Source organism: Methylobacterium sp. 285MFTsu5.1 (assembly GCF_000383455.1).
In the GTDB taxonomy this organism is placed as follows: Bacteria; Pseudomonadota; Alphaproteobacteria; order Rhizobiales; family Beijerinckiaceae; genus Methylobacterium.
On the sequence record NZ_KB911298.1, the window covers coordinates 26,968 to 51,697 of the forward strand.

The 24,730-nt window shown below is 70.5% G+C and carries 22 protein-coding genes; 13 read left to right on the forward strand and 9 right to left on the reverse strand.

The features are described 5' to 3' along the window. Positions 1 to 426: 426 nt before the first annotated feature. The 8 genes from H288_RS0127425 to H288_RS0127460 all read right to left on the reverse strand — a co-directional run bounded on the left by H288_RS0127425 (position 427) and on the right by H288_RS0127460 (position 10,846). Positions 427 to 1,014: a TetR/AcrR family transcriptional regulator gene (locus tag H288_RS0127425; protein WP_020095775.1), complete on the reverse strand. Its 588-nt coding sequence runs from the start codon at positions 1,012 to 1,014 to the stop codon at positions 427 to 429. Next, positions 1,011 to 1,475: a DUF1348 family protein gene (locus tag H288_RS0127430; RefSeq protein ID WP_020095776.1), complete on the reverse strand. Its 465-nt coding sequence runs from the start codon at positions 1,473 to 1,475 to the stop codon at positions 1,011 to 1,013. Before H288_RS0127430 ends, H288_RS0127425 begins: the two co-directional genes overlap by 4 nt. 244 nt (positions 1,476 to 1,719) lie before the next feature. Beyond that, positions 1,720 to 4,863, reverse strand: a complete 3,144-nt coding sequence (locus H288_RS0127435; RefSeq protein WP_020095777.1) for a multidrug efflux RND transporter permease subunit — start codon at positions 4,861 to 4,863, stop codon at positions 1,720 to 1,722. A gap of 18 nt (positions 4,864 to 4,881) precedes the next feature. Beyond that, the gene (locus H288_RS0127440) at positions 4,882 to 6,060 is read right to left on the reverse strand and encodes an efflux RND transporter periplasmic adaptor subunit (protein ID WP_020095778.1); all 1,179 of its coding nucleotides are present in this window, start codon (positions 6,058 to 6,060) and stop codon (positions 4,882 to 4,884) included. 26 nt (positions 6,061 to 6,086) lie between these two features. Continuing rightward, positions 6,087 to 7,895, reverse strand: a complete 1,809-nt coding sequence (locus tag H288_RS0127445; RefSeq protein ID WP_020095779.1) for an ABC transporter ATP-binding protein — start codon at positions 7,893 to 7,895, stop codon at positions 6,087 to 6,089. Between the two features lie 18 nt (positions 7,896 to 7,913). Continuing rightward, the gene (locus H288_RS0127450; protein ID WP_020095780.1) at positions 7,914 to 8,510 is read right to left on the reverse strand and encodes a TetR/AcrR family transcriptional regulator; all 597 of its coding nucleotides are present in this window, start codon (positions 8,508 to 8,510) and stop codon (positions 7,914 to 7,916) included. A gap of 273 nt (positions 8,511 to 8,783) precedes the next feature. Then, positions 8,784 to 10,184, reverse strand: a complete 1,401-nt coding sequence (locus H288_RS32940) for a sensor histidine kinase (RefSeq protein WP_020095781.1) — start codon at positions 10,182 to 10,184, stop codon at positions 8,784 to 8,786. Further along, a complete protein-coding gene (locus H288_RS0127460; protein WP_020095782.1) occupies positions 10,181 to 10,846 on the reverse strand; it encodes a response regulator in 666 nt (221 codons plus the stop codon). Before H288_RS0127460 ends, H288_RS32940 begins: the two co-directional genes overlap by 4 nt. Positions 10,847 to 10,962: 116 nt before the next feature. On the opposite strand from H288_RS0127460, the gene H288_RS0127465 reads away from it, so the two are divergent. Continuing rightward, on the forward strand, positions 10,963 to 12,039 hold the full coding sequence (locus H288_RS0127465) for an ABC transporter substrate-binding protein (protein ID WP_020095783.1): 1,077 nt from the start codon (positions 10,963 to 10,965) through the stop codon (positions 12,037 to 12,039). 192 nt (positions 12,040 to 12,231) lie between these two features. Next, entirely contained in the window at positions 12,232 to 13,524 is a 1,293-nt protein-coding gene (locus H288_RS0127470; protein ID WP_020095784.1) for an MFS transporter, read from the forward strand. Positions 13,525 to 13,682: 158 nt separating this feature from the next. Here the strand turns inward: H288_RS0127470 and H288_RS0127475 are convergent, their stop codons facing one another. After that, positions 13,683 to 14,471 (reverse strand): GntR family transcriptional regulator, encoded by a 789-nt coding sequence (locus H288_RS0127475; protein ID WP_026605337.1) that lies wholly within the window; start codon positions 14,469 to 14,471, stop codon positions 13,683 to 13,685. 163 nt (positions 14,472 to 14,634) lie between these two features. Here H288_RS0127475 and H288_RS0127480 point away from each other — a divergent pair, with 163 nt between their 5' ends. From H288_RS0127480 to H288_RS0127530, 11 genes are all read left to right on the forward strand, one after another. Further along, the gene (locus tag H288_RS0127480; RefSeq protein WP_026605338.1) at positions 14,635 to 16,059 is read left to right on the forward strand and encodes an MFS transporter; all 1,425 of its coding nucleotides are present in this window, start codon (positions 14,635 to 14,637) and stop codon (positions 16,057 to 16,059) included. Between the two features lie 135 nt (positions 16,060 to 16,194). After that, on the forward strand, positions 16,195 to 16,986 hold the full coding sequence (locus tag H288_RS0127485) for a sterol desaturase family protein (protein ID WP_020095787.1): 792 nt from the start codon (positions 16,195 to 16,197) through the stop codon (positions 16,984 to 16,986). A 50-nt stretch (positions 16,987 to 17,036) separates the two neighbouring features. Beyond that, positions 17,037 to 17,426: a hypothetical protein gene (locus tag H288_RS0127490; RefSeq protein WP_020095788.1), complete on the forward strand. Its 390-nt coding sequence runs from the start codon at positions 17,037 to 17,039 to the stop codon at positions 17,424 to 17,426. A 28-nt stretch (positions 17,427 to 17,454) separates the two neighbouring features. Next, entirely contained in the window at positions 17,455 to 17,670 is a 216-nt protein-coding gene (locus tag H288_RS0127495; RefSeq protein ID WP_020095789.1) for a hypothetical protein, read from the forward strand. Further along, complete coding sequence (locus H288_RS0127500; RefSeq protein WP_020095790.1) at positions 17,670 to 17,990, forward strand: DUF6166 domain-containing protein; 321 nt, start codon at positions 17,670 to 17,672, stop codon at positions 17,988 to 17,990. Before H288_RS0127495 ends, H288_RS0127500 begins: the two co-directional genes overlap by 1 nt. Positions 17,991 to 18,143: 153 nt before the next feature. Then, complete coding sequence (locus H288_RS0127505; RefSeq protein WP_020095791.1) at positions 18,144 to 19,433, forward strand: cystathionine gamma-synthase family protein; 1,290 nt, start codon at positions 18,144 to 18,146, stop codon at positions 19,431 to 19,433. Between the two features lie 237 nt (positions 19,434 to 19,670). Continuing rightward, positions 19,671 to 20,963 (forward strand): YjgN family protein, encoded by a 1,293-nt coding sequence (locus tag H288_RS0127510; protein WP_020095792.1) that lies wholly within the window; start codon positions 19,671 to 19,673, stop codon positions 20,961 to 20,963. A gap of 3 nt (positions 20,964 to 20,966) precedes the next feature. Beyond that, entirely contained in the window at positions 20,967 to 22,103 is a 1,137-nt protein-coding gene (locus H288_RS0127515; RefSeq protein ID WP_020095793.1) for a M48 family metallopeptidase, read from the forward strand. Between the two features lie 175 nt (positions 22,104 to 22,278). After that, positions 22,279 to 22,650 carry a DUF971 domain-containing protein gene (locus H288_RS0127520; RefSeq protein ID WP_020095794.1) on the forward strand — a complete coding sequence of 124 codons (372 nt, stop codon included), beginning with the start codon at positions 22,279 to 22,281 and terminating at the stop codon, positions 22,648 to 22,650. Positions 22,651 to 22,714: 64 nt separating this feature from the next. Further along, the gene (locus H288_RS0127525) at positions 22,715 to 24,466 is read left to right on the forward strand and encodes a fumarate reductase/succinate dehydrogenase flavoprotein subunit (RefSeq protein WP_020095795.1); all 1,752 of its coding nucleotides are present in this window, start codon (positions 22,715 to 22,717) and stop codon (positions 24,464 to 24,466) included. 26 nt (positions 24,467 to 24,492) lie between these two features. Further along, complete coding sequence (locus H288_RS0127530; protein WP_020095796.1) at positions 24,493 to 24,726, forward strand: ferredoxin family protein; 234 nt, start codon at positions 24,493 to 24,495, stop codon at positions 24,724 to 24,726. The last annotated feature ends 4 nt before the right edge of the window (positions 24,727 to 24,730 follow it).

Consider the following 24,730-nt stretch of genomic DNA (forward strand, 5'->3'; position numbering starts at 1 on the left):
CCTGCGGAACGAAGTCGTCCGCTCCGATGCCCCTGCAGCTCGGAAACGGAACGGCAGAGATTCACCCGTCGGAGACGCTCGTGCGGGCGGTCTGCGGCGGCCGATGCTGGCGGACGCCGGGTGATCGGCACGGAAGGCCGGCTGCCGGAAGAGAGGACGGACGCCTCGCGACCCAACCCAGCCATTCCGGCCTGTTCAGCGGCATCCCCGAACCGGACATTCGGATGCAAGCAGCGGTGTCACCGTCTCATATGCCGAGTGCAGTTCACGACGAGAAATGCGGACTTGATCGCGGTGGAGACGGATCGTCGCCGGGCACACTCGATCGGGCGAACAATTCGTCGCGAGCGTCAAATGTTACAAATTTCGACTGATCGTTGAATGTGTAATTGTCATGGCAGGCCACTGCGAATGATCAGACCTCTATCATTCCGCACTAGAATTGGCGAATGCATCGATCAAGACGGAACGCTGTCGATGAACCACCCGGAGAAAGACGGCATCGTCCTCTAAGGCTCGCGCCAGCACGATCGCGCCCTGTATCCCCGAAACCGCCTCCTCAGCGAGTTGCGAGGCTTGCGGTTCGTGAACGCCGCCGGCTCTCAGGCACCGGGCCAGAGCCGATATCCAGCGCGCGAAGTAGCTCCTTATCCGCTCCGCGAAAACGGCTCCGGAGGCATTCAGGCCAATGCAGCCGACGAGACAGACTCTCCTGCCGGATCGGAAGTATTCCGTCACATCGTCGATCATGGACGTGACGGCCGCTGTCGGATCGCGCGCATGCTCCAACGTCGAGAAGATGACCTTCTCGAACCAAGCGTCTATGTCGGCGAGAACCGCCTCCATCATCTCTTCCTTCCCGCCGGGAAAGAAGTTGTAGAGGCTGCCCTTGCCGAGGCCAGTCGCCTTCGACAGCACCGACAGGCTCGCGCCCTCGAACCCGTGCTCGCGGAACGCTTCCGCGAGTGCCGGCACGGCACCGGCACGTTCGGTGAGGACGCGCTTCGTGCTCAAAGGCCCAGGTCACTCAGCGAGGGGTGATCGTCGGGTCTGCGCCCGAGCGGCCAACGGAACTTCCGTTCCGCCTCGGTGATCGGCATCTCGTTGATGCTGGCATGCCTGTGCGCCATCAATCCGTCTTCGGCGAACTCCCAGTTCTCATTGCCGTAGGCGCGGAACCAGTGCCCGCCGTCGTCGCGATACTCGTAGGCATAGCGCACCGCGATACGGTTGCCGGTGAAGGCCCACAACTGCTTGATCAGTCTGTATTCGTGCTCCTTGTTCCACTTCCGAGTGAGGAAAGCTTGCGCCTCCTCGCGATTGGTCGCGAACTCGACGCGGTTCCGCCAGCGCGTGTCGGGCGTATAGGCCTGCGCGACCTTGGCCGCATCGCGCGTGTTCCAGCCATCTTCGGCAAGACGCACCTTCTGGATCGCGGATTCCTCGGTGAACGGGGGAAGCGGGGGTCGGGACATCGGGATCACCTCTCAGGACCATGTTGTACCGTTCGGTACAACATGGTCGCCGATAGATCAAGCGCCCTGAAAGCCCTCCGGCTCTCGGTCGGGAAATCTGCAAGCGGCGAAGGGCATCTTTTCCGGAGTGCCGTTCCCGAAGCGGACCCGCGGAAGCCCACCCGACCCCGTCGGTCACCTGCGGCTGCGCGGCTCGCGTCAGCGGAGGGATGTCCCGCCGCGCCCCTGGCAAGGACGAGCACCCTCAGGGCACCGGGATGCCGCGCCGGACGGGACCGGCCTCCGGCTGGCCGGCCGCCGCGGAACCGAAGACCCGCGCGATCAGGACGTAGAAGAGCGGCGTGACGAAGACGGCGAGCACCGTCGCGGTGACCATGCCGCCGAGCACGCCCGTGCCGATGGCCCGCTGGCTGTTCATGCTGGCCCCCGTCGCGACGGCGAGCGGCACGACGCCGAGGATGAAGGCGAACGAGGTCATGACGATGGGCCGGAAGCGCAGCTCGCACGCCTCCAGCGCCGCCTCCCGGACGGGCACGCCCCTGGCCACGAAGTCCTTGGCCACCTCGATGATCAGGATGGCGTTCTTCGCGGTCAGGCCGATCACCGTGATCAGGCCGACCTTGAAGTAGACGTCGTTCGGCATGTCCCGCATCAGCATCGCGAAGACCGCGCCGACCACGCCGGTCGGCACCACGAGCAGCACGGCGAGGGGGATCGACCAGCTCTCGTAGAGCGCGGCGAGGCAGAGGAAGACGCAGAACAGCGCCAGCGCCAGCAGATAGACAGCCAGGGAGCCCGACAGCTTCTCCTGCAGCGATTGCCCGGTCCAGGCGAAGTCGAAGCCCGGCGGCAACTGCCCCGCCAGGCGCTCCATCTCGGCCATGGCGTCGCCGCTGGCGTAGCCGGGGGCGGCGCTGCCGGAGATCTTGATGCTCGGGTAGCCGTTGAAGCCCACGACCTGCGACGGGCCCATCGTCCATTGCACCCGGGCGAAGGACTGGAACGGCACCATCTGCCCCTTGGCGTTGCGGACGTTCAGGTCGAGCAGATCCTCCGCCTTCATGCGCCGGGCCGCCTCGGCCTGGACGATCACCCGCTGCATCCGCGCCTGGTTCGGGAAGTCGTTGACGTAGGCCGAACCCAGGCTCGTGGAGAGGGCGTCGTTGATGTCGGCGAAGGTGACACCCAGCGCGCTGGCCTTCTGCCGGTCGAGGACGAGCTCGATCTGCGGCGCGGTCGGCAGGCCCTCGACGTAGACGCCCTGCAGGATCGGGCTCTGGGACGCCGCCTTGACGAGCTGGTCGCGCGCGGCCGCCAGCGCCGCGTGGCCCTGCTGCGCCTTGTCCTGGAGGCGGAAGGCGAAGCCGCTCGAATTGCCGAGCGAGTCGATGGCCGGCGGCGAGAGCGACATGGCGATGGCGTCGGGCAGGCCGCCGAGGGCGGCGTTGGCGCGGGCCGTGATGGCGTCGGCGCTGTCCTGCGGCCCGCGCTCGCCCCAGGGCTTCAGCCCGACGAAGTTGATGGCCGCGTTCTGCCCCTGGCCCGAGAAGCCGAACCCGAGGAGCAGCGTCTGGCTGTCGATGCCGGGCTCCTTGGCGAAGTGCTCCTCAATGCGCTTGGCCACGTCGAGCGTGCGGCCGGTGGCGGATTCCGGCGGGGTCTGCGCGTCGACGATGACGTAGCCCTGGTCCTCGATGGGCAGGAAGCTCGACGGCATGCGCCAGTAGCCCCAGCCGAGCGCGGCCACGAGGAGGCCGTACACCAGGAGCGCCCGAACGGGCCGGCGCAGCAGGCCCGCCACGCCGGACCGGTAGGCCCCCGTGCCGGCGTGGAAGCGGCGGTTGAACCAGCCGAAGAAGCCGCCCTTGGCATGATGGTGGCCCTTCTCGACCGGCTTCAGCAGCGTGGCGCAGAGCGCGGGCGTCAGCGAGAGGGCCAGGAAGGCCGAGAAGGCGATCGAGGTCGCCATGCTGACGGCGAACTGCCGGTAGATCACCCCGACCGAGCCGGGGAAGAAGGCGAGCGGCACGAACACCGCGACCAGCACCGAGGTGATGCCGACGATGGCGCCGGTGATCTGGCCCATCGCCTTGGCGGTGGCCTCCCTCGGCGGGAGCCCCTCCTCGCCCATGATGCGCTCGACGTTCTCGACCACCACGATGGCGTCGTCGACGAGGATGCCGATGGCCAGCACCATGCCGAACATGGTCAGCACGTTGATCGAGAAGCCGGCGAGCAGCAGCGCGCCGCAGGTGCCGAGCAGCGCCACCGGCACCACGATGGTCGGGATGAGGGTGTAGCGGACGTTCTGCAGGAACAGGAACATCACCGCGAAGACGAGGGCCATCGCCTCGGCGAGCGTCATCAGCACCTTCCGGATCGACACCTCGACGAAGGGCGTGGTGTCGTAGGGCACCGTCACCCGGATGTTGGCGGGCAGCGTGCGCTGGAGCTGGGCGAGCTTCGCCTTGACGCCGCCGGCGGCCGCGAGCGCGTTCGCGCCCGGGGCGAGCTGGATGCCGATGCCGGCGGCCGGGCGCCCGTCGAGGCGGGTCTGCATCGTGTAGGACTGGCCGCCGAGCTCGACCTCGGCCACGTCGCGCAGGCGCACGAGCGACCCGTCGGGGTTGGCGCGCAGCACGATCTCGGCGAACTCGGCGGGCGTGGTCAGCTGCCCCTTCACCAGCACGTTCGCGGCGATGCGCTGGCCCTCGGCCGCGGGCTGCGCGCCGACGGTCCCTGAAGCGATCTGCGCGTTCTGCGCACCGACCGCGGCCGTGACGTCGCCCGGCGTCATCCCGAACCCGACGAGCTTGACCGGGTCGATCCAGATGCGCAGCGCCTTCTCGGATGAGAACAGGGTGGCCCGGCCGACGCCCGGCACCCGCCGCAACTCGCCGAGGAGGCGGCGGGCGGCGATGTCGCCGAGGTCGGTCTCGCTCAAGGAGCCGTCCTTCGAGGAGACGGTGACGAACTGCAGGAAGCTGGTGCTGGCCTCCTCGACGATGACGCCCTGCTGCGTGACCGCCCGGGGCAGGCGCGCCTCGATGCGCTTGATCCGGTTCTGCACCGCCACCGTCGCCTTCGACGGGTCCGAGCCCGGCGCGAAGGACGCCATGATCTGCGCCATGCCGGACGTGTCGCTGGTGCTCTCGAAGTACATCAGCCCGGGGATGCCGTTCAGCTCCTCCTCGATGATGCGCGTGACCCCGTCGTAGAGCCGCTCGGGCGGAGAACCGGGATAGGTCGCGCTCACCTGGATCGTGACGGGCGCCACGTCCGGGTATTGCGACACCGGCAGGAACGCGAGGGAGATCGCCCCCACCAGCACGATGAAGATGGAGATCGCCCAGGCGAAGATCGGGCGCGCGATGAAGAAGCGGGTCATGGTGCGGTCCCGGCGCGGTCAGGGCTTCGCGGAGGCGGAGGACGTCCGGGCGCCCTGCCAGGGCGCCGGGTTCACCGCCATGCCGGGCTGTATCCGCTGGAAACCCTCGACCACGACGGTCTCGCCGGCCTTGAGCCCGTCCTCGACGATCCAGCCCGCATCCGTCAGCGCCCCCGCACGCACGGGGCGCAGCGCGACAATCCTGTCCTCCCCGACCACGAAGACCTGCGCGACGCCGGCGCTCGACCGCTGGATGGCCTGGGCCGGGACGACGACCGCGCCCGGCAAAATTCCCTGCGCGAGGCGGATACGGACATAGGTGCCCGGCAGCAGGACGACCTTCGGGTTCGGGAACGTGGCCCTGAGCGACACCTGCCCGGTGCCGGGGTCGACGCTCACATCCGTGAACAGCAGACGCCCGGCATCGGCGTGGAGCGCGCCGTCGGGCAGGACGAGGCGGACCGCCGTCTCCTCCTTGCCCGTGGCCCGCTCCGCCAGCCGGCCCGGATCGGCCGCGGGGGCGTTGAAATCGGCGAAGATCGGATCGACCTGCTGGATCAGCGCGAGCTTGGTCGCCTCGCCCTGGCCCACGAGGGCGCCCTCCGTGACGAGGGCCCGGCCGATGCGGCCGGCGATGGGCGCCCGCACGGTCGCGTAGTCGAGGTCGATCCGGGCGCGGGCGAGCTGCGCCTTCGCGCTCGCGACGTCGGCTTCGGCTTGGCGCAGGGCGGCGATCGTGAGGTCGTGCTGGGCGGTGCTGGCGGCCTGACGCTCCAGAAGGGTCTCGGTGCGCTCGGATTGCTTCAGCGCCTGCACCCGCGTGGCCTCGGCCCGGTCGAGCGCCGCGGACTTGGCATCGACCTCGGCCCGGTAGACAGCGGGGTCGATGCGGAAGAGGACATCGCCCTTCCGGACGAGGCTGCCTTCCTCGAAAGCGCGCTCCTGGATGATGCCGGCGACCTGGGCCCGGACCTCGGCGACCCGCGTGGAGGTGAGGCGACCCGGCAGGTCGAGGGTGCGGGGCACCGTCCCGGGCTCGGCTCGAGCGGTCGAGACGTCGGGCGGCGAGCCCGCCGATCCGGGACCGCCCGGTGCCTGACCGTCCGCCCCGGGCTTGCAGCCCTGCAGGGCGAGCGCCGCGACGAGGCCGAGGGCGGCGAGGGTCGGCGACCGCCGGGCCGGTGCGTGTGAAGGCATGGAGATCCGTCCTGGAATCGTGGTCGTCAGGCCGCCTTGCGCACGAGGCGCGCGTAGGCGCCTCCGCGGGCGAGCAGGGCTTCGTGCGTGCCGCATTCGACCACGCGCCCCCGATCGAGCACGACGATCTGGTCGGCCCGGCGGACGGTCGAGAGGCGGTGGGCGACGGTGATGGTCGTGCGGGGCTTGCCCGGACGGGCAAGGGCCTCGACCATCGCCCGCTCCGTCGCCGTGTCGAGGGCGCTCGTCGCCTCGTCGAGCAGCAGCACGCGCGGGTCGCGCAGGATGGTCCGTGCCAGCGAGAGGCGCTGCCGCTCGCCGCCCGAGAAGCGGTGCCCGCGCTCGCCCACCAGCGTGTCGTACCCGTCCGGCAGGGCGGCGACCATGTCGTGCAACTGGGCCGTCCGGGCCGCCGCGACCATCTCCGCGACCGTCGCATCCGGCCGGGCGAAGAGCAGGTTCTCGGCCACGCTGGCATGGAGGAGGAACGGGTCCTGCGTCACGACCCCGAGCACCTCGGAGAGGGAGGCGAGACTCAGGTCGCGCACGTCGACGCCGTCGTAGAGCACGGCGCCGCCATCGACGTCGTAGAGCCGGGCCAGGAGATGGCCGAGGGTGGACTTGCCCGAGCCGGTCGCGCCGACGATGGCGGTGTGCGACCCGGCGGGGATATCGAGCGTGACGCTGGCGATCGTCGCGGGGCCGGCTCGGTCGTAGGAGAACGTCACGCCGTCGAGGCGCACGTGGCCGGCGACCTCGGCGGGGTCGAGGGTGACGGGGTCGGGCCGCTCGGTGATGCCGACCGGCTTGTCGAGGTACTCGAAGATGCGCGCGAACAGGGCCCGCGTCTTCCGGGCCTCGACGCCCGTGCGCAGGACCTCCTCGAGCGGGAACAGCATCTGCTCCTGCAGCGCGATCATCGCGACGAGAGTGCCGATGGTCATGGTCGTCCCGGCGCCCGCCATCCAGCCGCCGAGGAACAGGGTCAGGGCCGGCAGGGCTTGCAGCACGAGGTCGATGACCGACCACTGCCACTGCCCGGCCGTGTGGGACCGGACCTCCAGGTTCGCCACCGCGCGCGAGGCCCGCGCGAAGCGCTCCGCGAGATGGGGGACGCGGCCCATCGTGCGGGCGAGGACGATGCCGGAGACCGAGAGGGATTCCTGCACCGCGGACGTCATCTCGGCGATGCGTTCCTGCTGCGCGTAGGTTGTCTCCTCGCGCAGCCGGCCGACGCGGACACTGATCCAGGTCGCCGGCGGCAGGACCAGGAACGAGAACAGGGCGAGCCGCCATTCCAGCAGCAGCATGGCCGCGGCGGTCATCACCACCGCGCTGGCGTTGCGCGTGGCCTCACCCGCCGTGTGGGTGACCAGCGCCTGGAGGGCGCCGATGTCGCTCGCGATGCGGGACTGGATGTCGCCGGAGCGGGTCGCCGTGAAGAACCCGAGCGGAAGCGACTGCAGGTGCGCGTACACGCGGACCCGGAGGTCGTGCATGAGGGCCTGCCCGACCTTCGCGGTGACGAGGGCCTGCAGCACGCCGATGCCCGCCCCGAGCGCGGCGAGGCCCACCATGCCGGCGGCGAGCCGGCCGAGCAGTCCGAGGTCGGCGCGCGGCAGCGCGACGTCGACGATCTCGCGGAGCAGGAACGGGGCGGCGAGCCCCACGGCGGAGGCGAGCGCGATCAGCCCGATGACGAGCGCGATCCGGCTCGCGTAGGGGCGGAACAGGGTGAGGATCCGGGCGACGGAGACGTGCCGCGCGGCCAGGTCGCCGTATTCCGCGGCATCGCCCGGCCCGTCCGCGCCGCGGGCGGGGGCGAACCCATCCATCGAGGTCGATCCCATGGCTCAGTCCCGGTCGCCGCCCGGGTGCGCGGACGGTTCAGCCAATGTCATCGCGACGAGGCGGTCGCGGAGCGCGTCGAGGGCAGGGACCGGGTCGCTCGGCTTCTCGCGCACGAGGTAGGCGAGCCACGCGCCGTCGGCGGCGAGCCGGACGAACTCGAGGTCGGCACTCCCGTCGGTGTCGCGGTGGCGGTGCAGGCGTTCCGCGAACCAGGCCGACACCATGCGGCGCAGGGGCGGCTCGGCGAGGATCGAGATGTGGAGAGCGGCCCACTGGCTGCCCTCGGTCATCATCGGGTCGTGCAGCGTGATGTCGACGTAGGCGCGGGTGTACCGGCCGTACGGCCGGGGATCCTTCGCCATCGCCGCGTCGATCTCCGCGTCGAGCTGCGCGATCAGGTCGGCGACGACGCCCTCGACCAGGGCCTGCTTGCTCGGGAAGTGGTGGAACAGGGCCCCTTTGGTCACCCCGGCGGCGTGGCAGACCGCCTGCACGGTGACGGCGGACAGGCCCTGTTCCAGGGCGAGCTTGGCTGCGCAATCGAGCAGCGCGCGCCGGACGAGCTCGGGCCGCTTCTTGCGATGATAGGCGGTCGCCATGGCCCCTTCCCAGGAGTGACGGGAATCGTCCCCGCCTCGAAGATACCTACCGTGCGGTATCTTTCAAGTGCCGTGATCGGATGACGTGTCCGAGACGCCGGCGCGCAGGTGCGCAGCTCCCCGCCGGCTTCGGCTTACCGGAGGGCGTCGGCCTGTTCCGACCGGGCACGAGAGCAGGCCGGTGCAGATCCGAGCCGGCAACCACGGCGAAGGCGACCCGGGTCGGGCGGCCGGACAAGGCCGAACGCACCGGACCGTCGTCCCGCGCAGCGACTACGGCGCGCGGAAGCTCGCCCGCGCGAGCAGTCCCGATCCGCCTGCGCGGGAACCGAGCGTGACCGCCCCGCCGATCCGGTCCGCGAGGGCTCGGACGATCGCGAGCCCGAGGCCGCTGCCGTCAGGACCGTCTCGCGTCGCGACACGGTAGAATCGCTCGAAGACCTTCTCGCGCACCTCCGGCGGTATGCCCGGGCCCTCGTCCTCGACGTCCAGGCAGGCGCCCGTCTCCGTGCGCCGGACACGGACGACGGTGGTGCCTTCGGGACGGTTGTAGCGGATCGCGTTGTCCACGAGATTGGTGAGGATCTCGCCGACGATGAACGCATCGCCCACGACCGGTACCGCGCCGTCGGGGCGATCGAGCACGATCTCGCCCCCGCGCGCGAGGGCGTGGGGCACCTGCTCCGTGACCACGCGGGCCGCGATGTCGTTCAGGTCGGTGATCGCCGCGGCGGCGTCCGTGGCGGCCGCGCCCGCATCGGCGCGGGCGAGCGCGATCAGTTGCGCGAGGAGGCGTTCCAGGCGCCGCGCGGCTCCGTCGATATCGTCGATCGCCGCGGCGTGGGCCGGTTCCCCGGGCGTGAGCCTGCGGAGCAATTCCACGTGCATCCTGAGCACGGCGAGCGGCGTCCGCAGCTGGTGCGAGGCGTCCGACGTGAAGGTGCGCTCCCCCGCGATCGCCTGCTCCAGGCGCTCGAGCAGCGTGTTGAGGGCGAGCACCGGGGCCAGCGCCTCGCGGGGCACCCCGGCCACGTCCAGCGGCTGCAGGTTGATCGCGCCCGGGACCGCCCGCCGGTCGATCGCGTCGCTCAGCCGGGTCAGCGGCCTCAGGCTGCTGTCGATGCTGTACCACGACAGGGCCCCGATCAGGCCCATCAGCCCCAGCTCGGCCAGTGCGAGCCCGGCGAGCAGGCGTCGCTCTAGGCCCTGGCGGGCCTCGCGCGTCTCGGCGACCTGCACGAGGACCGGGTCCGGCTTCCCGTAGACCCGCCGGGCCTGGGCGGCGATCCGCACGGCCGCCCCGCGGACGATGCCGTCGCGATGGTTCGTCACCCCGAGCGGGAGCGTATCGACGTCCAGGCCCGGGAGGTCGCGATAGCCGGTCACCAGCGCCCCGCCGTAGGTGACGCTGTAGTAGATCCGGTCCTGCGCCTGGCTCTCCAGCATCCCGAGGGCGACGCGGGGCAGGTCGACCGACACCTCGCCGTCCTCCACGGTCAGCCGCTCGGCGATCGCCAGGACGGACCCGTCGAGCAGGCGGTCGTGCGTCGTCTCCACGACGTTCCGGATCACGAGCGCGCCGACGAAGCCCAGCAGCAGCGCGAGCGCCAGGGCCGGGAGCAGCATGCGGACGAGCAGGCGCCGCCGGATCGAGGGCGCGCGCGGCCGGGTCACACCGGCATCAGCAGGTAGCCGAGGCCGCGGATCGTGCGGATCTCGGGACCGTCCGGCTGCAGCTTCTTCCGCAGGCGGGCGACGTAGAGTTCGAGGGCGTTCGGCGCGACCGCCTCGTCGAAGCCGAAGATCTCGGCGCTGAGCCGTTCCTTCGGGACGGGTTTCCCGGCGCGCGTCATCAGGATGGTCAGGACGGCGAGTTCCCGGCGGCGCAGCGCGACGGGCGCCCCGCCGAGGGTCACGGTGCCCGCGGCCCGGTCGAGCTCCAGCGCGCCGCAGCGCAGGACCGGGTTCGGCACCGCCTGCCCGCGGCGGACGAGCGCCCGCACCCGCGCCTCGAACTCGGCGAGGTCGAACGGCTTGAGCAGGTAATCGTCCGCCCCGAGATCGAGCCCGCGGACGCGGTCGCTGATGGCGTCGCGCGCGGTCAGGATCATGACCGGAACGGTCGAGCCGGCCGCCCGGACGGCCTTGAGGACCTCGAAGCCCGGCAGACCCGGCAGGCCGAGGTCCAGGACGATGAGGCTGTAGGGTTCGCTCAGCGCGAGCTGCACCGCGTCCGCTCCGTCCGCCTCGTGGTCGACGGCGTATCCGCCGTGCCGGAGGGCGGCGACGAGGCCGCGCGCCAGGGCGGCATCGTCCTCGACGACCAGAACGCGCATGCTCCTCCCGTCATCGATCGTGTTGGCCGAAGCGGTCCTCCGAGTTTAGCATTCCCGCCCGGTCTCTGCACGGCGAAGCTGCGGGGACTCCCGCGGCTCTCGAAGGGCAGACCCTGGTGCGCGCTCCCGCTGTCGTCGGCCTCGTCCTGCTGCTGATGGCCGGTCCGGGCCCGGCCTCGGCACAGGTCGAACCATCTCCGACGGCCGAGGGGACCGGGTCCGCCGCGGCCCGCGGCGCGACCGTCGTGGTCGTGCGGGCGACGACCGACGAGGCCGAGGTCGCCGACCTCCTCGCGGGCTTCCGCGAGGCCCATCCCGGCGTGGCGGTCTCCTACACCAAGATGAATTCCGCGACCCTGTACGACGGCTTCGTGGAGGAGGCCGCGGCCGGCGCGGTCGAGGCGGACATCGTGTGGAGTTCCGCCATGGATCGCCAGATCAAGCTGGTGAACGACGGCTACGCCGCCCACTACGCGTCCCCCGAGGCGGCCTCCCTGCCGGCCTGGGCCGTGTGGCGCAACGAGGCGTTCGGCGTCACGGCCGAGCCGATCGCCATCGCCTACAACAGGACGCTCCTCCCGCCGGAGCAGGTTCCCCAGACCCGCGCCGACCTGATCCGAGCCCTGACGGACCACCCCGAGACGTGGCAGGGGAAGGTCGCCGCCTACGATCCGGAGCGGAGCGGCGTCGGCTCGCTCATCCTCGCGCAGGACGCGGACGTGACGCCCCGGACGTGGGACCTCGTCTCAGCCCTCGGGCAGGCCGGCGTGAAGCTCTACACCCGGACGGAGACCATGCTCGACCGCATCGCCGCGGGCGAGGCCGTCCTCGCCTACGGCGTGTTCGGCGCCTACGCCCTCGAGCGGGCCCGGCACGATCCGGCGATCGGCCTCGTGCTGCCCACGGACTACACGCTCCTCGTCTCGCGGATCGCCTTCATCGCGAAGGACGCGCCGCATCCCGTCGCAGCCCGCATGTTCCTCGACTACATGCTCTCCCGCGAGGGGCAGGCGCGGCTCGCCGCCCGGTCGCTCACGCCGGCCCGGACGGATGCCCGCCGGGCCGACGACCCGGTCGCGTCCGCCACGGCCCTGCGGCCGGTCCCGGTCGGGCCGGAGCTGCTGGCCAATCTCGACCAGATCCGGCACGCCCGCATGCTGCGGCGCTGGCGGCGCGCCATGGAAGGCCGCTGAGACCGGGTCCCGCGACAGCTTCGTGACAGGTTGACCGGCGTATAGCGGCGTCAAGCGCTGCGAAGTCGGCGCGAATACATGGGAGGATTGGTTTGCGGCTGCAGCCCGATCGCCACGAGCGATCGTCAGCCGTTCAGAACCGACGCTTCCCTCGTGCGGTTGCGACCGCTCCGGCGCCTGAGGGAGACAGCAATGATACAGGCCCATCCGTCGAGTTCCAAAGTCGCCACGGTCCTGCGCGTGACCAGCGGCAACTTCCTGGAGATGTTCGACTTCTTCCTGTTCGGCTTCTACGCCACCTACATCTCCAAGACCTTCTTCCCGGTCGGCAACGAGTTCGCCTCGCTGATGCTGACCTTCGTGACGTTCGGCGCCGGCTTCCTGATGCGGCCCCTCGGCGCGATCTTCCTCGGCGCCTACGTGGACAGTATCGGCCGCCGGAAGGGGCTGATCGTCACGCTCGGCATCATGGCGGCCGGCACGATCCTGATCGCCTTCGTCCCCGGCTACGGCACGATCGGCCTGTTCGCGCCCTTCCTGGTCCTCGTCGGGCGCCTGCTGCAGGGCTTCTCGGCCGGCGTCGAGCTCGGCGGCGTCTCCGTCTACCTGTCGGAGATGGCCACCCCCGGCAACAAGGGCTTCTACGTGTCCTGGCAATCCGGCAGCCAGCAGGTCGCGGTCATGTTCGCCGCCGTGATCGGCTACATCCTCAACCACGCCCTCTCGCTCGCCGACATGAACGACTGGGGCTGGCGGATCCCGTTCTTCATCGGCTGCGCGATCGTGCCGTTCCTGTTCTACATCCGGCGGTCGCTGGAGGAGACGGAGGAGTTCCTGAAGCGCAAGCACCGCCCCTCCATGAAGGAGGTGTTCGGCTCGCTCGCCAGCAACTGGCAGATCGTGCTGCTCGGCATGCTGCTCGTCGGCATGACCACGATCTCGTTCTACACGATCACCGTCTACACCCCGACCTTCGGCAAGGCCGTGCTCAAGCTGTCCGACACCGACAGCCTTCTCGTGACCTTCTGCACCGCGCTGTCGAACCTGTTCTGGCTGCCGGTCATGGGGGCCCTGTCCGACCGGATCGGGCGCAAGCCGCTCCTGCTGGTGTTCTCGGCGCTGACCCTGCTCACCGCCTACCCGGTGCTGGGCTGGCTCGTGGCCAACCCGAGCTTCGGGAACATGCTGATCGCTCTCCTGTGGCTGTCCTTCCTGTACGGCAGCTACAACGGCGCGATGGTGGTCGCGCTGACCGAGGTGATCCCGGCGAGCGTGCGCACGGCCGGCTTCTCCCTCGCCTACTCGCTGGCGACGGCACTCCTCGGCGGCTTCACGCCCCTCGTCTCCACGTGGCTCATCGAGGCCACGGGCAACCGCGCGGCCCCCGGGCTGTGGATGGCCTTCGGCGGGGCGTGCGGCCTCGTCGCCACGCTCCTGATCTACCGCCGCGCGACCCAGCCGGTCGCTCTGGGAGCCCCCGCGTGACCGGCTCGCCGGGAGCACCCCGCCTCGGAGACTCCGCGCGCGTCGCGTCGTAGGGGTCACGACAGAGGGGCGGCCGGGACTGGATCGCCGGCCGCCGCCCGCCCCTCCCCTGACTGACCGCCGCGCCGACCGCCCGACACGGGTCCCGTCGCGCGACCTCAGAGATCCAACGTCTTGCGGGCGAAGCTCTCGATGTAGTCGACGAGCCTGTCCGACGCGGCGCCGGCAGCCTCGACGTCGCGACGCGCGACCGCCTCGCAGACGTCCGCGTGGAGGTTGGCGGTCAGCGGCAGATCGGCCGCCTGCTTGTAGTGCTGGTACCAGAACCGCCGCGACAGGCCCGCCATGCTCTCCAGCGAGCGCACGGCGAACTCGTTGCGCGAGGCCGTCGCGATCAGCTCGTTGAACTGCCGGTCGAGGCGCATGAACGCCAGATCGTCCGACGCCGCGGCCGCGTCGCGCATGTCCTGCGCGAGCCCCGCGAAGACCTCGCGCTCCTCGCGGGTGGATCGCTCCGCGGCGAGGCGGGCGATCAGGCGCTCCAAGACGCGCCGCGTCTCAAGGAGCCGCAGCTGCGAGCGCACGTTGATGTCCGACACCAGGATGCCGCGCCGCGGCATGACCACGACGAGCCCGTCGCGCGCGAGGCGCTGAAGGGCTTCCCGGATCGGGGTCCGCCCGATCCCGAGCCGTTGGACCAGGTTCTGCTCGCCGAGCACGAGGCCGGGCGGGAGCACCAGGGTCGTGATCATCTCTTCCAGCTGCTGGTAGGCCCGGTCGGTCAGCGTCAGGTCGGGCAGATCGTCGTTGCCGCCCGCGGCATAAGAGGCCCCCTGGGAGGCCTCCTGTGGGGCCTCCTGGGACGCCCCTTTCACGGCCTTCCGCGCCCGCTTGCGGCCCGGCTCGGCGGCGCGGACGGACGTCGTCTTCCCGGTCACGAAGTTCATGGACGACACCCCCGCCACGGCCGGGCCCGCACACCACGCCGCGATCCGCGTGCATGGGGCGGGCCCGCGCACCGCGCAAGGGCATACGTCTGATATATCTTGCGCATCTTAGTAATATCCTGCATGACGACTCGCCGCATATAACTGCGAGGGAGGTTGAGCCATGGCAGGGCCTGTAGCGATTTCCGCCGGCGACGTGCTGCCGGACCGGGTGACCGCGGACGCCACCGCTCGCGCCGCGGTCGGGTCGGGCGCGCTGATCGCGGCGCGCCTCGAGCGGCTGCCGATGACCGCCTTCCAGCGCAACATCTTCCTCATCATCGCCACGGCGTGGTTCTTCGATTCGATCGATCTCGGCTCGCTCACCTTCCTCCTCGGATCGATCAAGACCGAGTTCGGCCTGACGACCGCCCAGGCGGGACTGCTCTCGAGCATGAGCTTCATCGGCATGTTCGCGGGCGCGGCCCTGTCGGGCATGCTCGCCGACCGGTTCGGGCGGAAGGTGGTCTTCCAGATCAGCATGGTGTTCTGGGGGCTCGGCAGCCTCTGGTGCGCCTACGCCCCGGACGCGACGATGCTGGGCTATGCCCGCCTGCTGCTCGGCTTCGGCATGGGCATGGAGTTCCCGGTGGCGCTCGCCATCGTCTCGGAGTTCCTGCCGACCGCCAAGCGCGGCCGCTACCTCGCCATCATGGAAGGGTTCTGGCCGCTCGGCTTCATCGCGGCCGGCTGCCTCAGCTACGTGCTGCTCAGCTATTTCGACTGGCGCGCTGTCTTCCTCGCGCAGGCCGTGCCGGCGCTGTTCCTGTTCGTGATCCGCTTCCTCGTGCCGGAATCGCCCCGCTGGCTCGCCGACCGCGGCCGGCACGCGGAGGCGGACCGGGTGATGGCGCAGATCGAGCGGCAGGTCGCCCTGCGCCTCGACGGGCGTCCGCTTCCGGAGCCGACCGTCCTGCCCGAGCCGGCGCGGGGTGAGCGGCGCTTCTCGTTCCTCGAACTCTGGAGCCCCGGCTACGCCAGCCGGACGGTGATGATCTGGCTGACGTGGTTCTTCGCCCTGCTGGGCTTCTACGGCCTCACCACCTGGCTCGGCGCGCTCCTGCAGGAGGCCGGCTACAGCGTCGCCAAGTCGGTCACCTACACGATCCTGATCTCGCTCGCGGGCGTGCCGGGCTTCATCGCCTCGGCGATCCTCGTCGAGCGCTGGGGCCGCAAGCCCACCGCGGTCCTTATGCTCCTGGGCAGCGCCGTCGCCGCCTACCTGTACGGTCACTCGCCGTCGTTCGGCTGGCTCATCGCCTACGGGCTGATGATGCAGTTCTTCCTGTTCGGCATGTGGTCGGTGCTCTACGCCTACACGCCCGAACTCTACCCGACGCGGGCGCGCGCCACCGGGGCCGGCTGCGCCTCGGCCATCGGCCGCGTGGGCTCGCTCATCGGACCCTTCGCCATCGGCCTGATCTTGCCGGTGCTCGGCCACGGCGGCGTCTTCGCCCTGGGCGCCGGCTCGTTCGTCATCGCCGCCGCGAGCGTCGGGTTCCTCGGCATCGAGACCAAGGGCAAGTCCCTGGAAGCCATCTCGCACTGACCGGACCGGCCCCGACCGGACGGTGGCGACGTCGCCGCCCGGTCAGGTTGACAACTGATATATCAACGGTATCTCTAATCTAGCAGATCTCGGTGGGGGCGCGGCGTCACCCCCATCCCAGCGAGGAGGCGCATCATGGAACTCGCCAACACCCGCATGAGCGAGCGGCAGCGGAACTACCGCGCCAATTACCGCCAGCGCGTGGCCGGCTGGTACAACGGCTTCCTGCACATCGCGATCATCTACACGATCGGCCTCACGGCCCTGTACATCTACGTCTCGAACATCCACGCGCCGAGCTGGATCGAGCTCGCGACGGTCCCGGTCGTGTTCCTGTTCTGCAATTTCTTCGAGTGGTGGCTCCACCGCTACGTGATGCACCGGCCGCAGAGCAATCCGATCGGGCGGGCCGTCTACAATCGGCACACGCTGCAGCATCACCAGTTCTTCACCGACCACGAGATGCGCTTCGCCGACCACCGGGACTACCGGGTGACGTTCTTCCCGCCCTACGCGCTGGCGACGTTCACGCTGATGTCGATCCCCGGCGCCGTCGTGCTCGGCAACATCTTCACGCCCAATGTCGGGTGGCTGTTCATCACCACGACGACCAGCATCTACATGATCTACGAGTTCATGCACTTCTGCTGCCACGTCGAGGAGAACTGGTTCGTCCGCAACATGCCGTTCATCAACACGAACCGGCGGCACCACACGGCCCATCACGACCAATCGATCATGATGGAGCGGAACATGAACCTGACCTTCCCGATCATGGACTGGCTGTTCGGCACCTCGGACCTGAACCGCGGTCTCATCGGGACGCTCTTCAACGGCTACGACACGCGCCACGTGAAGAACGACATGCGCAAGACCGCGCGCACGCCCGGTGCCCCCGAGCCCCGGGCCATGCAGGCCGCCGAGTGACCCGCCGCGCAACCCGCCGCCTAGACTGACGAGCAGCTCGGAACGCCGCCATGGACATGATCGAACCGAACGTCGCCGCGCTCGCGTGGTTCGCCCTCTTCGCCGGGGTCGCCTGCACCGGCTTCTACGTGCTGGCCGGGATGTTCCCGCTGGAGACCCGCCCCGACCTGAGGGCGCGCCCCCTCGGCCTCGCGCTGATCGCGGCCAACGTCCTCCTGCTCGCGGCGCTGACCGGCGGGATGCTCGCCTACGGAGCCGCCGAACTCCGCTGGTCGAGCCTCGTGATCGTGGGCGGCTTCGCCATCCTGTTCGCGCCCGGCCTGTTCAACGTCTGGCCCCAGCGCTGGCGCGACGGCGTCGCGGGCCTGGCGATCGTGCTCGCCGCCCTCTGCGGCGCCCTCGGCCTGCTGCAGCAGGTCGGCACCGTCTTCGTCCTCTGACCCGCACGCGCGATCCGGGAGGGATCCCATGCCGTTTCCGATCAAGTTCGGCCTGTCGGTCGCCGTCGCGCTCGCGGCGCTCGCCGGCTGGTTCTACATGGGCCATCTCGGCCAGACCGGGCCGCGCTGGGCCGTGGCCTTCCTCGGCCCGTTCATGGTGGTCAGCCTCTGGATCTTCCCCGAGGTGATGCGCAACCGCTCCGACGGCCGCACCCCGCGCCACCGGATCCGGGAGGCGCGGTGATGGACAAGGTCTATGCCGGGGACCGGACGATCGACGGGATCGTCGTCACGGTGAACGGGGCGCCGCTGCCGGATCGGGCCGAGGCCAAGTGCTACTCCCGGAACGGCTTCGAGTGGAGCTACGAGGGTCCCGAGCCCTCGCAGCTCGCCTACGCGATCCTGGTGGATCATCTCGGCGACGCGGCGGAGGCGGAGCGCCTGCAACCGCGCTTCATGCGCGGCGTCGTGGCCAACTTCCAGAACGAGTGGGAGATGACGACGGCCGACGTCGCCCGCGTCCTGGAGCGCCTGGATTCGGGCGGCGCGGCGCGGTCCGGCTGAGACTTGCAGCGCCCTCCGCCGCGGCGCGTCGGGACCGCGGCGGCGTTCCGTAGCGGCCCTGCCTGTGCCATGCTCCCGCGTCCGGAACCCCGGAGTCAGAGCGCAACCGGGCTGCCCAGCCCCGGGCTGGGGGCCTGTCGGAGCGAGGCCAGCATGTCCGACGACCGCTACCACCGGAAGGCGCTCGGCGACCGCCCGCTCCGTCCCGAGACGCTGATGCTCGGCTACGGCTACGACCCGGCCCTGTCCGAGGGCGCGGTGAAGCCGCCGGTCTTCCTGACATCGACCTTCGTGTTCACCTCGGCCGAGCACGGCAAAGCCTTCTTCGACTACGTCTCGGGACGGCGCGAACCGCCGGTCGGCGAGGCGGCGGGGTTGGTCTACTCGCGCTTCAATCACCCGAACAGCGAGATCGTCGAGGACCGGCTGGCCGTCTTCGAGGAGGCCGAGGCCGCGCTGGTCTTCTCCTCCGGCATGTCGGCGATCGCCACCACGATCCTGGCCTTCGCGCGGCCCGGCGACGCGATCCTGCACTCGCAACCCCTGTACGGCGGCACCGAGACCCTGATTGCCAAGACCCTGGCCGGGTTCGGCATCGCGCCGTTCGGGTTCTCCGACGGCACCGATCCGGCGAGCGTGCGCGCCGCGGCCGACCGCGCGGCGGGCGCGGGACGCGTCAGCGTCGTCATGGTCGAGACCCCCTCGAACCCGCTCAACACCCTCGTCGACCTCGGCCTCGTCCGGGCGGTCGCCGAGGAGATCGGCGCCCGGCAGGGCGGCGAGGCGCCGGTCGTCGTCTGCGACAACACCCTGCTCGGGCCCCTCTTCCAGCACCCGCTGCGCGAAGGCGCCGACATCTCGGTCTACTCCCTGACGAAGTATGTCGGCGGCCACTCCGACCTGATCGCCGGCGCCGCCCTCGGCTCGGCGGCGCGGATGAAGCCGGTGCGGCTTCTGCGCTCGGCGATCGGGACCGGTCTCGACCCGCATTCCTGCTGGATGCTCGGGCGCTCGCTCGAGACCCTGTCGCTGCGGATGAGCGCCGCCAACCGCAACGGCGAGATCGTCGGCCGGATGCTGGCGGCGCACCCGAAGGTGGCGCGCCTCCACCACCTCGCGCATCTCGAGCCGGGATCGCGGCAGGCGCAGGTCTACGCCAAGCAGTGCGCGGCGCCGGGCTCGACGTTCTCGTTCGACATCGTCGGCGGCGAGGCCGAGGCGTTCCGGGTTCTCAACGGCCTCCAGCTGTTCAAGCTCGCCGTCAGCCTGGGCGGAACCGAGTCGCTCGCCAGCCACCCGGCCTCCACGACCCATTCCGGCGTGCCGAAGGCGGTGCGCGACCGGCTCGGGATCACGGACGCGACCATCCGGGTGTCGATCGGGATCGAGCACCCGGACGATCTGGTCGCCGACCTCGCGGCCGCTCTGTCCGTCCTGGGCTAGGGACGCGCCCAATTGCGGCCGGGCGCGGTGCGCACGCCGTCGAGGCGGCTCGGTCGCATCGCCCGGCAACGCGTGTCCGGCAACCGGAGACCGCGCGTTAACGACGCCCCGCATTTCGAGCGGTCGCTGCACGACATTGGGGGGACGGGACAGAATTGGGGTCGCGCGGAACTGGTCAGCGCAGGCCTTCCTTCCTAGTGTCTGGCCGCGAAACGCGGCGGGACGATCGACGGATCCATGAATTTGGCAACCGGCACCCAGTTCGACACGCGGAGCGGCGCTCCGGGCACGCGCGTTGCCGCCGTGACCTTCGACCCGCGGGTGAAAGGTCTCACCTGGCTGGCGCTGAAGGGCTTTCTGCTCTCGATCGTGACCTTCGGCATCTACAGATTCTGGTACGTCACCAATCTGCGCCGCTTCTTCTGGGAGCGCACCGCGCTCGACGGCTCGCCCGCCGAGTATACCGGCACGGGCAAGGAACTGTTCCTCGGCTTCCTCGTCGCGCTCGCGATCCTCGTGCCGATCTACGTCGCGCTGTTCGCGCTCTCGCTCGTCGCGCCCGCGCTCGCCCCGTTCTCGGTGGTGATCTCCTTCGTGTTCCTGTTCCTGCTGGGACAATTCGCGATCTACCGCGGGCGCCGCTACCGCGCGATGCGGACGCTCTGGCGCGGCATCCGCCTCGGGCAGGACGGCTCGGGCCTCGCCTACGCAGCCCGCGCGGGCGGCTGGTGGCTGCTCACGCTCGTCACCTTCGGCCTGGCCTTCCCGTTCATGCGGGCGAGCCTGGAACGCTACCGCATCGACCACACCCTGGTCGGGACCAGCCGGATGCACTCGACGGCGCGGGGACGCAGCGTGCTCGGCCCCTGGCTGTTGCTGTACGTAATCGGGCTGGGGCCGCTGATCGGGCTCGGCATCGCCCTCCTGGTCGCGACGGATTTCTCGCTGCCCACGGACCTCCTGGTACCGAAGCCCGGCGGCAAGGCCGGCCAGACGATCCTCAACCCCGCCTACGCGGCCTCGAAGATCGGCATTCTCCTCCAGGCGATGGGCTTCGTGGCCGCCATCTGCGTGCCCGCGGCACTGCTCCTGCTCCCGTACTACCGCGCCCGCGAGACGAGGGCGTTCATGGGGGCCGCCAGCCTCGGTCACGCCCGCCTCATCTCGAGCCTGAAGGCGCGGCAGTTCTACTGGCCGTACATCGTCTACATGCTGTCGCTCCTGGGCTTCCTCGTCGTGCTGGGCCTCGTCGCGGCTCTGCTGATCTTCGCCGCACGGGCGGCGGGCGATCTCAGCATGCTCCACTGGCTCGTCGTCGTCATCTACCTGGTCGGCGCGCCGCTCTTCGCGGTGCTCTACGTGCGCGTGGTGCAGGCCCGCCTGTGGGCGGCGGTCGCGACGAGCACGACCGTGACGGATCCCGAAGCCCTGGATGCCGTCCTCGCCTCGTCCCGCGGTGCCGGCAGCGGTCTGCAGGAGGGCCTCGCCGACGCGCTCGACGTCGGAGGCGCGCTCCAGATCGGCTTCTGACGCTTGACCCGCGCTTCCCAGGCGATCGACGCGACGCCGATCGAGGTCGAGGGCCGCTACTTCGACGGCGTCAGCGCGCGGGCACATCCCGTCGCGCTGCGCCTCGACGACCGCTTCCGCGTCTCCGGGCCCGGGATCGCCCAGGACTGGAACCTGCTCGACCTGCGCGCCGCCGTCTCCCTGCCGCCGCTGATGCGGATCGGTCCGGCCGGCGAGCCGGTCCGCGTGGAGTTCTCGGACGCGACGCTCGCCGCCGCGCTCGCGGCGCGCTGCCCGGACCTCCATCGCCGGGAGCGCTCGGGCGGCACGGTGCGGCTCGTGCTCTGGTCTCTCGCGGCCGGTCTCTCGGTCCTGCTCGTGGCGGTCTTCGGCGTCCCGCAGATTGCCGGGCTGCTGGCCCCGCTGGTGCCGGACGCGGCCGAGTCGCGGCTCGGGGCGGTGGCGGAACCGCAGGTCCTGCGCTTCCTCGGCGACCCGCCGGCCTGCGCGGAACCGGCCGGCCGCGCCGCGCTCGACACGCTCGTGGCCCGCCTCGTCGCGGCCGGTCGGGCGGAGGGCTCGCTGCCTCCCGAGGTGGCCGTGAGCGTGCGCCGGCACGGCACGGCCAACGCCTTCGCCCTGCCGGGCGCCCGCGTGATCGTGCTCTCGAGCCTCATCGCGCGGGCGCGCTCGGCCGACGAGGCCGCGGCGGTCCTGGCGCACGAGCTCGGCCACGTCCGCCGACGCGATCCGACCCGCTCCCTCATCCGGGCGTCGGGCACCTCGTTCCTGTTGAGCCTCGTCCTGGGGGACCTGACCGGCTCGACCATCATCATCGCGCTGGGCGACGCGGTGCTCTCGGCCGGCTACAGCCGCGACGCCGAGCGGGCGGCGGACGCCTACGCGGTCGACCTCATGACCCGCGCGGGCGGCAACGGCGCGGCGCTCGCCGACATCCTCGAGCGCATCGCCAAGGACAAGCACGACGGGAAGAGTGACGTGCTGGACCTGCTGCGCAGCCATCCCTTCACGCGCGAGCGCGCCGCCGCGATCCGCGCCCAGGCGGGCTCTGGGGCGGCCGAACGCCAGATCCTGTCCGGCGCCGCCTGGACGGCACTCAGGGGCATCTGCGGGCCCGAGACGAAGACGACCGAGCCGTAGGTCCGGATCACCGGGCGGTCGCTGTCCGCGGGCGGCCGCGGCGGATGGCCCGGCTCCGGTCTCCGAGCCGGTCGGTGTCGCCACGGCCGGCAGCCTGACTGAGATTCTGAGCAACTAATTGCTGTCGGATCGCCCGCCCCTCGGCTTCTGTGACGCCGGCACAGAGGAGGAGCGGATGGCACACCACGCGACCGGGGTTCCGAACCCGCCCCCGTTCGATCCCGAGGCGATCCCGGAGGCCGCCACCCTCGCGCGCGGCGGGACCGGCCTCCGGTTGCAATGGCGCGACGGGCTGACCGCGACGCTGTCGGCGGAGCGGCTGCGGCTGCGCTGCCGCTGCGCGTGGTGCACCCGTGACCGGGTCGAGCGACGCTTACCTCAGGCCGCCGCCGACATCGCCGTCGCGCGGGTCGAACCGATGGGCGGCTACGCCGTCCACATCGCGTTCTCCGACGGCCACGCCCGCGGGATCTTCCCCTGGTCCTACCTGCGCGCCCTCGTCGCCGAGGCCGTCGACGACCCGCCCGACGCCGCGCAGGCCGCCTGACCGCGCGATCCGATCCTCCGGCGATCCCACACGCCCCGCCCCTGACCTGACGCGAGATCTTGCCATGAACGCGTTCGAATCCGCGACGAAGACCGAGATTATCGAGACCGACATCCTGGTGATCGGCGGCGGCACCGGCGGTCCGATGGCCGCGATCAAGGCCAAGGAGGCCGATCCGAAGCTCCGGGTCGTCCTGATGGAGAAGGCCAACGTCAAGCGCTCGGGCGCGATCAGCATGGGCATGGACGGGCTGAACAACGCCGTCGTGCCGGGCTACGCCACCCCCGAGCAGTACGTGAAGGAGATCACCGTCGCCAACGACGGCATCGTCAATCAGAAGGCGGTGATGGCCTACGCGCAGGGGTCGTTCCCGATGATCCAGTACCTCGACAAGCTCGGGGTCAAATTCGAGAAGGACGGCTCGGGCGAGTACAACATGCGCAAGGTCCACCACATGGGGACCTACGTGCTGCCGATGCCGGAAGGGCACAACGTCAAGAAGGTCCTCTACCGGCAGCTCCGCCGCCTCCAGGTCGGCGTGACCAACCGGTACATGGCGACGCGCCTGCTCAAGGGCGCGGACGGGCGCATCGCCGGAGCGATCGGCGTCAACACCCGCACCTCCGAGTTCCTGGTGGTGAAGGCCAAGGCGGTGATCCTCGCCTGCGGGGCCGCCGGCCGCCTCGGCCTGCCGGCCTCCGGGTACCTGTTCGGGACCTACGAGAACGCGGCGAATTGCGGCGACGGCTACGCGATGGCCTACCACGCGGGCGCGCAGCTCGCGAACCTCGAGTGCTACCAGATCAACCCGCTGATCAAGGACTATAACGGCCCCTCCTGCGCCTACGTCACCGGCCCGTTCGGCGGATACACGGCCAACAATCGCGGCGAGCGCTTCATCGAGTGCGATTACTGGTCCGGACAGATGATGCTCGAGTTCTGGCGCGAGCTGCAGGGCGGCAACGGCCCGGTCTTCCTCAAGATGGACCATCTGCGCGAGGAGACGATCTCCGAGATCGAGACGATCCTGCACTCGAACGAGCGCCCCTCCCGCGGACGCTTCCACGAGCGGCGCGGCACCAATTACCGCCAGCGTCCCGTGGAGATGCACATCTCCGAGATCGGCTTCTGCTCGGGCCACTCGGCCTCGGGCGTCTTCGTCGACGAGTTCGCGCGCACGACGGTCCCCGGCCTCTACGCGGTCGGCGACATGGCGAGCGTGCCGCACAACTACATGCTGGGCGCCTTCGTGAACGGCGGCATCGCCGGGGCCGACGCCGCCGCCTACTGCACGGCCAACGCCCTCGCCGACCATGACCCGGCGGACATCGCCGTCGAGCGCGAACGGGTCCTGGCGCCGACCCGGCGCGTCGACGGGCTCACCCCGCACGAGATGGAGTTCAAGACCCGCCGCTTGGTGAACGACTATCTCGAGCCGCCGAAGGTGACGGCGAAGATGGAGCTCGGCCAGCGCCGCTTCGCCGAGATCCGCGAGGACCTCGACCTGCTCTGCGCCCGCGACCCGCACGAGCTGCACCGGGCGCTCGAGATGCAGACGATCCTCGACTGCGCCGACATGGCGGCGGCCGCCTCGCTCTACCGCACCGAGAGCCGTTGGGGCTTCTACCACCTGCGCGTCGACTATCCCGAGACGAACGACGCCGAGTGGGCCTGCCACACGGTCCTGTTCAAGGACGGCCAGGGCCGGATGGCCCACGCGAAGCGCGCCGTCGACCCGTTCATCGTGCCGGTCGCCGCCGAGGAGATGGGCGCCTACCACCAGCTCCGCATCAAGACGCCGGCCGCCGCCGAGTAATCCCGCCCCGTACCGGAGATCGATCCATGCCGATCATCAATCAGGCCAGCAGCGCCGCGGTCGTCATCGACGACGCCAAGTGCATCGCCGAGAAGGGCTGCCGCGTCTGCGTCGACGTCTGCCCGCTCGACATCCTCGCGATCGATGAGACCCGGCAGAAGGCCTACATGAAGTACGACGAGTGCTGGTACTGCATGCCCTGCGAGGTCGACTGCCCGACGAACGCGGTCAAGGTCAATATTCCCTACCTGCTGCGCTGAGGCC